Origin of the sequence: Burkholderia sp. Tr-862, assembly GCF_011753085.1 — a bacterium.
GTDB lineage: Bacteria > Pseudomonadota > Gammaproteobacteria > Burkholderiales > Burkholderiaceae > Burkholderia > Burkholderia ambifaria.
In genome coordinates, this window is the sequence record NZ_VWWG01000155.1 from 1 (window position 1) to 14,380 (window position 14,380).

The window sequence follows — 14,380 nt, forward strand, 5'->3', positions numbered from 1 at the left end:
TGATGCGTCGCGGCGATCACGCGCACGTCGATGCGGATCGGCTCGGTCGAACCGAGGCGGATCACCTCGCGTTCCTGCAGCACGCGCAGCAGCCGGCTTTGCAGCGACGGCGGCATCTCGCCGATCTCGTCGAGAAACAGCGTGCCGCGGTGTGCGGCCTCGAACAGCCCGGTCTTGCCGCCGCGCCGCGCGCCGGTGAACGCGCCTTCCTCGTAACCGAACAGCTCGCTTTCGAGCAGCGCTTCCGGAAACGCGCCGCAGTTGATCGCGACGAACGGATAGCTGCGCCGCACGGACAGCGCGTGCAGGCTCTGCGCGATCATCTCCTTGCCGGTGCCGCTCTCGCCGAGCACGAGCACGGTGGCGTCGGATTTCGCGTAGCGGCGCACGAGGTCGCGCACGCGCGCCATCGGCGCGGACGCGCCGACCACGTCGTCGAGCGCGTAGCGCGCCGCGAACTGTTGCGTGTTCGGCTGCGAACGCAGCGCGCGGTCGAGCCGTTCGACCGCGCGCGATTCCTGGAAGGTCAGCACGCTGCCCGACGTGACGCCGCGATCGACGAGCGGCCCGCGATGCACGACGTAGCGCACCCCGCGCACCGTCGCGAGCGCGTCGCCGTCCTCGCCGCGCAGCGTGCGCAGCTCGGGCCGCAGGTCGACGAGCGCGCGGCCGACGGCCGCCGCGGGTTCGACCCCGAGCGCCGACGCGAGCCGCTCGTTGATCGCCTCGACGCGACCGCGCGCGTCGAGCGCGACCACGCCGTCGCGCAGGTGCTGCAACAGGTTGTCGAGGCGCTGCCGGCGAAACGCCTCGGCGTGCGTCGCGTACGCGACTTCGAGCGCCGTTTCGACCGCCTTGCGCACCGACGCGTGCGAATACAGGAACACCGCGCCCATGCCGGCACTCGCCGCGAGATCGGTGACGAGACCGGGGCCGACGATCGTCTCGATGCCGCGGTCGTGCAGGTCGTGCACGCAGGCTTCCGCTTCCTGCGCGGACTGATATGACGCAAACTGCACGTCGAGGCCATAGGCGGCGACGAAGCGGCGCACCTCCGGCGGCGTCTCGCCGGCGCTGACGAGTGCGATCCGCGACGCGTCGCGCCGGGCGCGCGCGAGCGCCTGCATCACGTCGAAGCCGGTCGGCGACACGACCACGACCGGCACCTGCGCGCGCGTTTTCAGGAAGCCGCCGTTCGAGCCGGCCGCGACGATCACGTCGGGCCGCGCGGTGCCGGCTTCCGCGATCGCGCTCAGCGCGTCTTCGTAGGCCCGCGTGACGATGCGCACGTCGGCCCGTTCGTCGAATTCGCCGGCGATCTCGCGAAACAGGTCGCGCAGGCGGCTGATGCCCATCGCCCAGATGCGCGGGCGCACCGTGCGGTCGGCCGGGCCGACGGGCTTGGTCGAGGAGAGGTCCATGGCGACCGATTATGCGCGCGCGATTTCATTTTTGAAACATGAAATTGCCAAACTGAAATCACCGGACGATTCAGCGCTCGTGCCGGTTGCTTAAGAATCAGTGGGTTAGCGGTATTTCGCGAGCTGGCCCGGTCCTTGCTGTTAATGGTCATTCCTTCAGGAGGCCGTTCATGAGCAACACGCATCTTCAGAGCGCCGGCGCGAAATTCCGCGCGGCAGTCGCGGCCGAGCAGCCGCTGCAGGTGGTCGGCGCGATCACCGCGTACGCAGCCAAGATGGCGCAGGCCGTCGGCTTCAAGGCCGTCTACCTGTCGGGCGGCGGCGTTGCCGCCAATTCGCTCGGGATCCCCGATCTCGGCATCAGCACGATGGAAGACGTGCTGATCGACGCGAACCGGATCACCAACGCGACCGACCTGCCGCTGCTGGTCGACATCGATACGGGCTGGGGCGGCGCGTTCAACATCGCGCGCACGGTCCGCTCGTTCATCAAGGCCGGTGTCGCGGCGGTTCACCTCGAAGACCAGGTCGGCCAGAAGCGCTGCGGCCATCGTCCGGGCAAGGAAGTCGTGCCGATCGAGGAAATGGTCGATCGCGTGAAGGCCGCGGTCGATGCACGCACCGACGACCAGTTCGTGATCATGGCCCGCACCGACGCGGCCGCCGCCGAAGGGATCGACGCCGCGATCGAGCGCGCGATTGCCTACGTGGAAGCCGGCGCCGACATGATCTTCCCGGAAGCGATGAAGACGCTCGACGATTACCGTCGCTTCAAGGCGGCCGTGAAGGTGCCGATCCTCGCGAACCTGACCGAATTCGGCTCGACGCCGCTGTTCACGCTCGACGAACTGCGCGAGGCGAACGTCGACATCGCGCTGTACTGCTGCGGCGCGTATCGCGCGATGAACAAGGCTGCGCTGAACTTCTACGAGACGCTGCGCCGCGACGGCACGCAGAAGGCCGCCGTGCCGACCATGCAGACCCGCGCGGAGCTGTACGACTTCCTCGGCTATCACGAATACGAGCGCAAGCTCGACGAGCTGTTCGCGCAGGGCAAGAAGTAACGCGGCCCGCGCACCGGGACACGGTTCCCGGAACGCTTTGCACGCGACCGGGCCACGCGGACAAACACCTGCGGCCCGGCGAGCCGCCAGGCGCTGAAGCGCCAAGTGCGGTCGACATAAATACCCAGATACCTATTGGAGAACGGAAACATGAGCGAGACGAAAGACGCAGCAGCACCGGCCGCCGCAGGCGCATTCAAGCCGAAGAAGTCGGTGGCGCTGTCGGGCGTGACGGCCGGCAACACGGCGCTGTGCACGGTCGGCAAGACCGGCAACGACCTGCACTACCGCGGCTACGACATTCTCGACGTCGCCGAGTCGTGCGAATTCGAGGAAATCGCGCACCTGCTCGTGCACGGCACGCTGCCGAACCTGACCGAACTGGCCGCGTACAAGACCAGGCTGCGCGCGATGCGCGGCCTGCCGAACGCGCTGAAGGCCGTGCTCGAGCAGATCCCGGCATCGGCTCACCCGATGGACGTGATGCGTACCGGCGTGTCGGTGCTCGGCACCGTGCTGCCGGAGAAGGAAGACCACAACCTGCCGGGCGCGCGCGACATCGCCGACCGCCTGATGGCGTCGCTCGGCTCGATGCTGCTGTACTGGTATCACTTCTCGCACAACGGCAAGCGCATCGAGACGGAAACCGACGACGACTCGATCGGCGGCCACTTCCTGCACCTGCTCCACGGCAAGACGCCGTCGAAGTCGTGGGTCGACGCGATGCACACGTCGCTGATCCTGTACGCGGAGCACGAGTTCAACGCATCGACGTTCACCGGCCGCGTGATCGCGGGCACGGGCTCGGACATCTACTCGGCGATCACCGGTGCGATCGGCGCGCTGCGCGGGCCGAAGCACGGCGGCGCGAACGAAGTCGCGTACGAAATCCAGAGCCGCTACAGCTCGCCGGACGATGCCGAAGCCGACATCCGCCGCCGCGTCGAGAACAAGGAAGTCGTGATCGGCTTTGGCCACCCGGTCTACACGATCTCCGATCCGCGCAACAAGGTGATCAAGGGCGTCGCGCACAAGCTGTCGAAGGAAGCGGGCGACCTGAAGCTGTACAGCATCGCCGAGCGCCTCGAATCGGTGATGTGGGACGCGAAGAAGATGTTCCCGAACCTCGACTGGTTCAGCGCCGTGTCGTATCACATGATGGGCGTGCCGACCGCGATGTTCACGCCGCTGTTCGTGATCTCGCGCACGTCCGGCTGGAGCGCGCACATCATCGAGCAGCGCGTCGACAACAAGATCATCCGTCCGAGCGCGAACTACACGGGGCCGGAAGACCTGCAGTTCGTGCCGATCGAGAAGCGCTGATCCGCCAGCCGCGCGCCGGCCCCGCGAGACGGGCGCCGGCGCGCGCCGGACGTCATACCCCGATTTCCCGCCCCACATGATGAATACTGCCTACCGCAAACCCCTGCCCGGCACGTCGCTGGACTATTTCGACGCGCGTGCCGCGGTCGAAGCGATCGCGCCCGGCGCCTACGACACGCTGCCGTATACGTCGCGCGTGCTCGCCGAAAACCTCGTGCGCCGCTGCGATCCGGCGATCCTTGCCGATTCGCTGAAGCAGCTCATCGAGCGCAAGCGTGACCGCGATTTCCCGTGGTTCCCGGCGCGCGTGGTGTGCCACGACATCCTCGGGCAGACGGCGCTCGTCGATCTCGCCGGCCTGCGCGACGCGATCGCCGACGGCGGTGGCGACCCCGCGAAGGTGAACCCGGTCGTGCCCGTGCAACTGATCGTCGACCACTCGCTCGCCGTCGAGTGCGGCGGGTTCGATCCGGACGCGTTCGCGAAGAACCGCGCGATCGAGGATCGCCGCAACGAGGATCGCTTCCACTTCATCGAGTGGACGAAGAAGGCGTTCGAGAACGTCGACGTGATCCCGCCGGGCAACGGCATCATGCACCAGATCAACCTCGAGAAAATGTCGCCGGTGATCCAGGCGCAGGACGGCGTCGCGTATCCGGACACCTGCGTCGGCACCGACAGCCACACGCCGCACGTCGATGCGCTCGGCGTGATCGCGATCGGCGTCGGCGGCCTGGAGGCGGAGAACGTGATGCTCGGCCGCGCATCGTGGATGCGCCTGCCCGACATCGTCGGCGTCGAGCTGACCGGCAAGCGCCAGCCCGGCATCACCGCAACCGACGTCGTGCTCGCGCTGACCGAGTTCCTGCGCAAGGAAAAGGTGGTCGGCGCGTATCTGGAATTCCGCGGCGAAGGTGCCGCGAGCCTCACGCTCGGCGATCGCGCGACGATTTCGAACATGGCGCCCGAATATGGCGCGACGGCCGCGATGTTCTTTATCGACGGCCAGACGACCGACTACCTGCGCCTCACCGGCCGCAGCGACGAGCAGGTGAAGCTGGTCGAGACCTACGCGAAGGCGGCGGGCCTGTGGGCCGATACGCTGGGCAACGTGCAATACGAGCGCACGCTGACGTTCGACTTGTCGAGCGTGGTGCGCAACATGGCCGGCCCGTCGAACCCGCACAAGCGGCTGCCGACGTCCGATCTCGCCGCACGCGGGATCGCCGGCCAGTGGGAAGAAAAGGCGGGCGAGATGCCCGACGGCGCGGTGATCATCGCCGCGATCACGAGCTGCACGAACACCAGCAACCCGCGCAACGTGATTGCCGCGGCGCTGCTCGCGCGCAACGCGAACGCGAAGGGCCTCACGCGCAAGCCGTGGGTGAAGAGCTCGCTCGCGCCGGGCTCGAAGGCGGTCGAGCTGTATCTGGAAGAAGCGAACCTGCTGCCGGAGCTGGAAAAGCTCGGCTTCGGCATTGTCGCGTTCGCGTGCACGACCTGCAACGGGATGTCGGGCGCGCTCGATCCGAAGATCCAGCAGGAGATCGTCGATCGCGACCTGTACGCGACCGCGGTGCTGTCCGGCAACCGCAACTTCGACGGCCGCATCCACCCGTACGCGAAGCAGGCGTTCCTCGCGTCGCCGCCGCTCGTCGTCGCGTATGCGATCGCCGGCACGATCCGCTTCGACATCGAGAAGGACGTGCTGGGCCATGACCGGGACGGCAAGCCCGTCACGCTGAAGGACATCTGGCCGACCGACGAGGAGATCGACGCGATCGTCGCGTCGAGCGTGAAGCCCGAGCAGTTCCGCAAGGTCTACGAACCGATGTTCGCGCGCACGGCCGATGCGGGCGAGCGTGCGGCGCCGCTGTACGACTGGCGCGCGCAGAGCACGTATATCCGTCGCCCGCCGTACTGGGAAGGCGCGTTGGCCGGCGAACGCACGCTCAAGGGCATGCGCCCGCTCGCGGTGCTCGGCGACAACATCACGACCGACCACCTGTCGCCGTCGAACGCGATCCTGCTGGACAGCGCGGCCGGCGAGTATCTCGCGAAGATGGGCCTGCCGGAAGAGGACTTCAACTCGTACGCGACGCACCGGGGAGACCACCTGACCGCGCAGCGCGCGACCTTCGCGAACCCGACGCTGATCAACGAGATGGCGGTCGTCGACGGCGCGGTGAAGAAGGGCTCGCTCGCTCGCGTCGAGCCGGAAGGCAAGGTCATGCGCATGTGGGAGGCGATCGAGACGTACATGAACCGCAAGCAGCCGCTGATCGTGATTGCCGGCGCCGACTACGGCCAGGGCTCGTCGCGCGACTGGGCCGCGAAGGGTGTGCGGCTCGCGGGCGTCGAGGTGATCGTCGCCGAAGGGTTCGAGCGGATCCACCGCACCAACCTGATCGGGATGGGCGTGTTGCCGCTCGAGTTCAAGCCGGGCACGAACCGTACCACGCTCGGCATCGACGGCACCGAGACCTTCGACGTGATCGGCAAGCGTACGCCGCGCGCCGATCTCACGCTTGTGATTCACCGCAAGGACGGCGAGCGTGTCGAGGTGCCCGTGACGTGCCGGCTCGATACGGCCGAGGAAGTGTCGATCTATGACGCGGGCGGCGTGCTGCAGCGCTTCGCGCAGGACTTCCTCGAATCGTCGCAGGCGGCTTGACCGGATCACACAGGGATAACGCAAACATGGCTCACATTCCGCAAATCAGGATTCCGGCGACCTACATCCGCGGCGGCACCAGCAAGGGCGTGTTCTTCCGGCTGCAGGACCTGCCGGATGCCGCGCAGACGCCGGGCGCCGCGCGCGACGCGCTGCTGCTGCGCGTGATCGGCAGCCCCGATCCGTACGGCAAGCAGATCGACGGGATGGGCGGCGCGACGTCGTCCACCAGCAAGACGGTGATCGTGTCGAAGAGCACGCGGCCCGGTCACGACGTCGACTACCTGTTCGGGCAGGTCGCGATCGACAAGGCGTTCGTCGACTGGACCGGCAACTGCGGCAACCTGTCGGCGGCGGTCGGCCCGTTCGCGATTAGCGGCGGCCTCGTCGATGCATCGCGCGTGCCGCGCGACGGCGTCGCGACCGTGCGGATCTGGCAGGCGAACATCGGCAAGACGATCGTGGCCCACGTGCCGATCACGAACGGCGCGGTGCAGGAGACGGGCGACTTCGAGCTGGACGGCGTCACGTTCCCGGCCGCCGAAGTGCAGCTCGAGTTCATGAACCCGGCCGCCGAGGAAGAGGGCGCGGGCGGCTCGATGTTCCCGACCGGCAACCTCGTCGACGACCTGGCCGTGCCTGGCATCGGCACGCTGAAGGCGACGATGATCAACGCGGGGATTCCGACCATCTTCGTCGAGGCGGAAGCGATCGGCTATACGGGCACGGAGCTGCAGGACGCGATCAATGGCGATCCGAAGGCGCTCGAGAAGTTCGAGACGATCCGCGCGCACGGCGCGTTGCGCATGGGCCTGATCGACACGCTCGACGAGATCGCGACGCGCCAGCACACGCCGAAGGTCGCGTTCGTCGCGAAGCCGGCCGACTATGTCGCGTCGAGCGGCAAGCGCGTGAATGCGGGCGACGTCGACCTGCTGGTGCGTGCGATGTCGATGGGCAAGCTGCACCACGCGATGATGGGCACGGCGGCGGTCGCGATCGGCACGGCCGCGGCGATTCCCGGCACGCTGGTGAATCTCGCGGCAGGCGGCGGTGCGCGCAACGCGGTGCGCTTCGGGCATCCGTCGGGCACGCTGCGCGTCGGCGCGGAAGCGCAGCTCGAAAACGGCGAGTGGACCGTCACGAAGGCGATCATGAGCCGCAGCGCGCGCGTGCTGATGGAAGGCTGGGTGAGGGTGCCGGGCGACGCGTTCTAACGCACGACGGTTTTCACGTGCAAGCCTGCACGAGCGAACCTCGTCCCGATCCCTGCAAAGCGGAACCGCTGCGCAGGGATTTTTTCATTTGACGCACGCGAGCCGGCAGGCAACGCGTCGCGTTGGAGTGTGGGCCGCTAACGCTGGTCGAGCGCGAAGCATGGGATCACCATAGGCGCTAAAGCGCTAGCGCTGGTCGACCGCGAAGCATGGGACCAGCGTAAGCGCTGAAGAGCTAACGCTGGTCGACAGGAGAATCGTATGTCGCTTGATGCGCCGCTTTCCGGCGTCCATATCGTCGAATTCGAAGGTCTCGGCCCCGGCCCGCTCGCGGGCTGGATGCTCGCCGGAATGGGCGCGCGCATCACGCTGATCGCGCGTCCGGCCGGCCGCACGAGTGCGCCGGACGCGTTGCAGGGCCGCGACGGCGACCTGCTGCGCGAAGGCAAGACGATCGTCGAACTCGATCTGAAGACACCGGACGGCCGCGATGAGGCGCTCGCGCTGATCGCACAGGCCGATGCGCTGATCGAAGGGCTGCGACCGGGCGTAATGGAGCGTCTCGGCCTCGGGCCGGACGCTTGTGCACGCCGCAATCCGAAGCTCGTGTACGGACGGATGACGGGCTGGGGCCAGGACGGGCCGCTCGCGACGGCCGCCGGGCACGACCTGAACTACGTCGCGCTGACGGGGCTGCTGTCGCTGTCCGCGCCGCGTGACGGCCGGCCCGGCGTGCCGCCGACCGTCGTCGGCGATGCAGGCGGCGCGCTCGGGCTCGCGTTCGGGATCGTCTGCGCGCTGTTCGACGTGCGCGGCGGCGGCCCGGGGCGGGTGGTCGACGGCGCGATCGTCGACATCGTGTCGATGCTCGGCTCGCTCGCGCTGTGGGCGCGCGCAAACGGGCAGCTCGATGGCGCGCAGCCAAGCCTTTTCCACGACGCGCCGTTCTACGACGTGTATCGCTGCGCGGACGGCGAATGCGTGACGATCGGCGCGCTCGAGCCGCCGTTCTACGCGCTGCTGGTCGAGCGGCTCGGGCTGGCCGACGTCGATCCGGCGTCGCAGTACGACCGCGCACGCTGGCCGGCGCTGAAGGCGCGTTTTGCCGAGGTATTCGCGCAGCAGCCGTCCGCACACTGGCGCGCGCTGCTCGAAGGCAGCGACGCATGCTTTGCGCCGGTACTGAGCGTGGCCGAAGCGGTGGAGCACCCGCACAATGCGGCGCGCGGGATTTATCGCATCGACGGGGACGGCAACGTTCGGGCGCGCGTGGCGCCGCGATTTTTGCCGCTGATGGGCGACGAAGCCTAGGCGCATTCTGAAGTCGGATGTGTCTCCGGAGCATGTATGCATGGGACGGCTCCAACGCGAGATTCAAAAAACTGATGCGCGTCCCTGACTATGAAATTGCATTGAACTCGGCAATGGCACTTGTCGTTGACCGTGCCGAAAAGCACGCCGGTATTTTGGCAGCACAATCCTGACTACCTGAAAGCGAGCGGGGGAAAAGCATACCGATGAAATCTGCAGTAATGTTGGCGGCAATCTTGGCAGCCTTCGCAAGCGGCGCCCGTGGCTCGACCACCTACAGTGGCTATGACGAGTTTTATGCGGTCCAATCGAGCGCGGCTTTTGGCGACCCGATCGAGCACGACGCAAGCGCTCTATATTCCGACCGCGGCGGCGACGTTTACGGGGATTTCGGCGTCGAGTTGGGCGGGAAGACGGTGCACGTCGAAGTAGCGGGGAACCGCCTGACGATTGGCGGCAGAATCTATCGCTTTTCGAAAGCGACGGCTTTCCCGGGTGAGCGCCCGATTGAAATTTACCCTGGCAGCGCTCGCGTGTTTTTTGCCAAGCGAATGCACCATCAGCCGTCCGCTCTGTGCGTGGAAGGAGATGGCAGCGGGTCAGGCGAAGCTAGTCGCCACCGGCAAATTTATCTGCTGATCGATCCGCTTGCGCCGAAAGGAGACGCGACGTTTCTTCATTTGCCCAGCCTGCTTTCGTCCTGTCGGGCCGTATTGACGACACAGGACGGGAAGCTTGCATTTCCGAAGAACAACTATTTGTTGGATGGTGCGCAGGCGTCTCGTATTGGTCTTTTAATGTCGTACTACGTGTTTGAAAAGAGACGTTTTGTCCCCGCGCTGAACGACATTCGGCTTAGATTCGTGCGTCCCGACGTTCCTTTTGAATTTTCGGTGCAGGGCGCGGAATAGTCTCGCCGAGACAACTCAGCGGCGAACCAGACTCACGCCGTTTCCTCCGGCGAATCCGACATCTTGCCGTCGCCGACGCGGTTGATCGTCCCTTGCGCGATCGCGACGAGCCGCTCGTGATCGCCGTCGATGACGAAGACGTGACACTGGCAGGTCGCCTGGTGCCGCCCCGCGTAGACGACCTTCGCGCGCGCGACGAGCGTGCCGTTCACGGCCGGCCGCAGGTAGTTGATCTTGTATTCGGCGGTGATCACGCGCGGGCCGAGCACGAGCGCGCCGGCGAACGTCAGCGCGTTGTCGGCGAGATAGCTGATCACGCCGCCGTGCACGAAGCCGTGCTGCTGGCGCAGTTCGTCCCGCACGGGCAGGCACAGCGACACCTCGTTGTCGCCGATATGCATCAGCTCCGTGCCCAGCAGCATGCTGAACGGTTGCGCGCGCAATGCGCCGCGCGCGTGGTCCGTGATGTCCGTCATCGACTTCCTCGCAATCCGTGTCCGCTTGCGCTGAACTCTAGGAAGGGGGCTGCGGATAAGCAAGGAAATTCGTCCACGTTTCTTGCGATTACCGGCCCGATGCGCCGCGATTATTGCGTCGAACGCGCGAGTCATGCTCGTTTGCCGGCGATTCGGCGGGAATGACGGAGATCGCCGGGCCGGGAGCCTAAAGTCCGACGAAGAAATGCCGCTAATGCCGGGGCATTGCTCCATCGTCGGCTCTCCAGGAATCTCCCCCCATGTTCGGAAAAATCAAGCTCGCGTCGGGTCTGCTCGGCGTGTTGACCGTGTTTTGCCTCTTTCTCGTCGCAATCGAGGCGCTCGGCTTCTGGGCGCTCGCGTCGACGCGCAGCGGCGTCGACGACCTGTCGAACGTCGCGATCGCGCAGGTCGACGCGGCCAGTCAGGCGACCGAGCGCCTGCTCGACGCGCGCGTGAACCTGTCGCGTGCCGGCACGCGGATGGTGCGTGGCGGCCCGAAACCCGACGAGATCATCCGCCATGCGAGCGCTTCGCTCGCGGAAGCAGACAAGAAATTCGCCGCGCTGACGGCCGCGCAGGCCGTCGACGCCACGAACCGCGCGCACGTCGCGGCGCTCGCCGAGCGCTATCGCGCGCTGCGCGGCGCGCTGGGCGAACTCGTGCAGTTCCTCGACGCCGACAACATCCAGGCGTTCCTCGACCAGCCGACGCAACGCTTCCAGGACGCGTATCTCGCCGAACTGCACCGCTTCGCCGACTACGGCGGCGCGTCGAGCCGCGCCGCGCTCGACACGATCGACAGCGGGATGCAGTGGTTCAAGTGGGTCGGCATCGTGTTGCTGGTGGCGATGCTCGCGGCGAGCGCGGCCATTTACGCGGGCGCGCGGCGCGCGGTGGTCGCGCCGCTGGACGAAGCCGGCCGACATTTCGAGCGGATCGCGCAGGGCCGGCTCGACGAAGCCGTGCGGGCGGCGGGCGTGTTCGAGATCGACCGGATGCTGCGCGGCCTCGCCGCGATGCAGGCGAGCATCGCGGACACCGTGCGCACCGTGCGTCACGCGTCCGACGCGATCCACCTCGGCGCGGGCGAGATCGCCGGCGGCAACGCGGACCTGTCCGCGCGCACGGGCACGCAGGCCGCATCGCTCGAGGAAACCGCCGCGAGCATGGAGGAACTGACCGCGACCGTGCGCCAGAACACCGACAGCGCGCGTGCGGCCAGCGCACTGGCCGACGCGGCGCTCGACGCGACGCGCCACGGCGGCGGCGTGGTCGACAGCGTGATCGACCGGATGCGCGGCATCGCGCAGAGCTCCGGCCGGATCGCGGAGATCATTTCGGTGATCGACGGCATCGCGTTCCAGACCAACATCCTCGCGCTGAACGCCGCGGTCGAGGCCGCCCGTGCGGGCGAGCAGGGCCGCGGCTTCGCGGTGGTCGCGGGCGAAGTGCGCTCGCTCGCGCAGCGCAGCGCGCAATCGGCGAAGGAGATCAAGGCGCTGATCGAGGAGTCGGTCGCGCAGATCGACGGCGGCTCGGAACTCGTCGAGCGTGCCGGCGACGCGATGCGGACGGTATCGGCGTCGATCACGCGCGTCGTGCAGACGATGTCGGAGATCACGGCGGCGTCGGTCGAGCAGAGCGTCGGCATCGAGCAGGTGAATCAGGCCGTCACGCAGATGGACCAGTTGACGCAGCAAAACGCGGCACTGGTGGAGGAAGTCGCGGCGGCGGCAGCGTCGCTGAACGAGCAGACCGCGCACCTGATGCAGGCGGTGTCGGTGTTCGAGCTGGGCGACGCGCGCGCGACTCGCGCGGTTCGCGATGAGCGCGCGTCGTCGTTTGCCGACGCCGGTTACGAAGCGGCGGGCAGCGCCGCGTAAGCGGTCGCGAGGTGGTAGGGCGTCGTCGATGGCATGTCGGCGCGCGACACCTGCCCGTCGGCCGTCTTGCACTCGAACCAGCCGCGCGGATGCAGGAAGCGCGCGGCGAAGCGCTCGATCTGCTGCGCGAGCGGCGCGGAGGCCGGGGTGCCGCCGTGCGTCGCGAGCGCGCGCAGGTATTCGGTCTGCGCCCAGATTCGCTGCGTGCCGTCGATGCACGCGCCTTGTGCGTCGACGGCCGCGCACACGGCGCCCGTCTGCGGATCGATTCCGTGCTGCTCGGCGAATGCGAACGCGCGCGCGAGTGCGTCGGGAAGCCCGGTCTGCGCGAGCCGAGCGCCGGCTGCATCGACCAGATAGAACCATTCGAACTGGTGGCCGGGCTCGAAGCGGTTGTCGGGCGCCCCGAGCGGCAGCTCGGCGACGCAACCGGTGGCCGGATCGACGAACGTGCGCTCGACGGCCTGCGCGGTGCGTGCGAGCGCATCGTTGAACGCCGCGTCGCCGAACGCATCGGCGGCCGCGAGCCATGCTTCGGTCAGGTGCATCAGCGGGTTCTGCAGCGCGCCGCCGCCCGATGACGAGAAATCGGCGTGGCGCGCGGCGTCGAGCAGCGCGTCGCCCGGCTGCGGCGCGAAGCGGTCCTGGATCAATGCGGCGGTGTCCTCGGCGACCGTGCGCGCCGCGGCGTCGCCCGACGCCGCATGCCATGCGGCGCACGCGAACACGACGAATGCGTGCGTATAGAGGTCCTTGGTCGTGTCGAGCGGCGCGCCTTGCGCGTCGACGCTGTAGAACCAGCCGCCGTGGCGCGGGTCGCGGAAGCGGCTGCACAGTGAGTCGAACAGCGTGGCCGCGTGCGCGGTGTTGCCGGCCTGCGCGAACACGAACAGTTGTCGCGCACATGCCATTGCGCGATAACGGGTGGCGGGCAGCGGGGCATGGGTGGCCGGATCGACGGCCTCGAACGGCAGCCGCAACGTGTGGTCGAACCCTGAACCCTGCCAGATCGGCAAGATGACGTGCGCAAAATGGTCGCGCAATCGGGCGGTCTGGGCGGAAGCGGAATCGGGAACGGACATGGCGGGATTGAGCGCTTGGATCGAATCGAGTCGGCGCGGCCCGGAGCGGCGCGGCCGGGCCCAAGGATAAACCATTCCGCGCGGCCGCCCCCAAAAAAGGAGATAAATCGGATGCTCGGCAACCTGGAACTCGTGATGCGGCTGGTTCTCGCGGCGGCGCTCGGCAGCGTCATCGGCTTCGAGCGTGAGCGCCTATCGTGGGCGGCCGGCCTGCGCACGCACATGCTCGTCTGTGTCGGCTCGACGCTCATCATGATCGTGTCGGCGTTCGGTTTCGCCGATGTGCTCGGAACCAGCGACCACATCGTGCTAGACCCGTCGCGGATCGCCGCGCAGGTGGTGTCGGGCATCGGTTTCCTCGGCGCGGGCTCGATCCTGCTGCGCGGCGAGATCGTGCGCGGGCTGACGACAGCCGCGAGCCTGTGGTCGGTCGCCGCGATCGGCCTCGCGGTGGGCGGCGGCCTGTACGTCGCGTCGATCTCCGCGACGATCATCATCCTGATCATCCTGGCCGGCATCAAGCCGCTGGAGCGGCGCTACTTCACGGTGCGGCAGCGCCGCCAGTTCACGCTGACGGTGGTGAGCGGCGCGCTGACGTTCGATTCGCTGCACGCGGCGCTCGGCCCCGACAGCGCGCGCGTGAAGCAATTCATCGTGCAGCGCGCCGACGATACCGGCGAGCACGACGAGGTGCGCATCGCGCTCGGCCGCGTGTCGGATCTCGAATACCGCGCGATCTGCGACAAGCTGCGCGCGCTGTCGTGCGTGACGCGATTCGACGAAGGCAACGGGTTGTCGGGCGACGAATAGACGGCATCCGATCGGCCGGATCGGCGATCGGTCATGCGACAATGGCCATCGCTGATTCCGTTCGACTTCCGATTCCGCGTTCGCGGGCCTGTAATCCGACTCCATGACCGAATCCGTTTCCCTGCCTCGCTCCCGTTCCCGCTCCGACCGCTCGTCGGCCCGTTCGCGCCCGCGCTCCGTCGCGGCCGCGGCAGACACCGCCGCC

General features: G+C 67.6%; 11 protein-coding genes. 8 read left to right on the plus strand and 3 right to left on the minus strand.

The window, feature by feature from the left end; genetic code table 11:
- On the minus strand, nucleotides 1–1,421 hold a 1,421-nt coding region (gene prpR, locus F3J14_RS28045; protein WP_166725729.1), incomplete at its 3' end, for a propionate catabolism operon regulatory protein PrpR.
- A 170-nt stretch (nucleotides 1,422–1,591) separates the two neighbouring features.
- Between prpR and prpB the strand changes: the two genes are divergently transcribed.
- The 6 genes from prpB (at nucleotide 1,592) to F3J14_RS28075 (ending at nucleotide 9,921) form a co-directional block, all read left to right on the plus strand.
- Entirely contained in the window at nucleotides 1,592–2,485 is an 894-nt protein-coding gene (gene prpB, locus F3J14_RS28050; RefSeq protein ID WP_105784670.1) for a methylisocitrate lyase, read from the plus strand.
- Between the two features lie 150 nt (nucleotides 2,486–2,635).
- A complete protein-coding gene (gene prpC, locus F3J14_RS28055; protein ID WP_166725730.1) occupies nucleotides 2,636–3,808 on the plus strand; it encodes a 2-methylcitrate synthase in 1,173 nt (390 codons plus the stop codon).
- 79 nt (nucleotides 3,809–3,887) lie between these two features.
- Nucleotides 3,888–6,482, plus strand: a complete 2,595-nt coding sequence (acnD, locus tag F3J14_RS28060; RefSeq protein ID WP_211080395.1) for a Fe/S-dependent 2-methylisocitrate dehydratase AcnD — start codon at nucleotides 3,888–3,890, stop codon at nucleotides 6,480–6,482.
- A gap of 26 nt (nucleotides 6,483–6,508) precedes the next feature.
- Nucleotides 6,509–7,699: a 2-methylaconitate cis-trans isomerase PrpF gene (gene prpF, locus F3J14_RS28065; protein WP_166725732.1), complete on the plus strand. Its 1,191-nt coding sequence runs from the start codon at nucleotides 6,509–6,511 to the stop codon at nucleotides 7,697–7,699.
- Between the two features lie 261 nt (nucleotides 7,700–7,960).
- Complete coding sequence (locus F3J14_RS28070) at nucleotides 7,961–9,010, plus strand: CaiB/BaiF CoA-transferase family protein (RefSeq protein ID WP_166725733.1); 1,050 nt, start codon at nucleotides 7,961–7,963, stop codon at nucleotides 9,008–9,010.
- A gap of 206 nt (nucleotides 9,011–9,216) precedes the next feature.
- Nucleotides 9,217–9,921, plus strand: coding sequence for a hypothetical protein (locus F3J14_RS28075; protein WP_166725734.1), 705 nt, complete (start codon nucleotides 9,217–9,219; stop codon nucleotides 9,919–9,921).
- A gap of 32 nt (nucleotides 9,922–9,953) precedes the next feature.
- On the opposite strand, the gene F3J14_RS28080 is transcribed toward F3J14_RS28075, so the two are convergent.
- Nucleotides 9,954–10,397 (minus strand): PaaI family thioesterase, encoded by a 444-nt coding sequence (locus F3J14_RS28080; RefSeq protein WP_166725735.1) that lies wholly within the window; start codon nucleotides 10,395–10,397, stop codon nucleotides 9,954–9,956.
- Nucleotides 10,398–10,657: 260 nt separating this feature from the next.
- Here F3J14_RS28080 and F3J14_RS28085 point away from each other — a divergent pair, with 260 nt between their 5' ends.
- Nucleotides 10,658–12,283 (plus strand): methyl-accepting chemotaxis protein, encoded by a 1,626-nt coding sequence (locus F3J14_RS28085; RefSeq protein ID WP_166725736.1) that lies wholly within the window; start codon nucleotides 10,658–10,660, stop codon nucleotides 12,281–12,283.
- On the opposite strand, the gene F3J14_RS28090 is transcribed toward F3J14_RS28085, so the two are convergent.
- On the minus strand, nucleotides 12,256–13,365 hold the full coding sequence (locus F3J14_RS28090; protein ID WP_166725737.1) for an AGE family epimerase/isomerase: 1,110 nt from the start codon (nucleotides 13,363–13,365) through the stop codon (nucleotides 12,256–12,258). The genes F3J14_RS28085 and F3J14_RS28090 overlap by 28 nt on opposite strands.
- A 111-nt stretch (nucleotides 13,366–13,476) precedes the next feature.
- On the opposite strand from F3J14_RS28090, the gene F3J14_RS28095 reads away from it, so the two are divergent.
- A complete protein-coding gene (locus F3J14_RS28095; RefSeq protein WP_105830587.1) occupies nucleotides 13,477–14,175 on the plus strand; it encodes an MgtC/SapB family protein in 699 nt (232 codons plus the stop codon).
- Nucleotides 14,176–14,380: the final 205 nt, after the last annotated feature.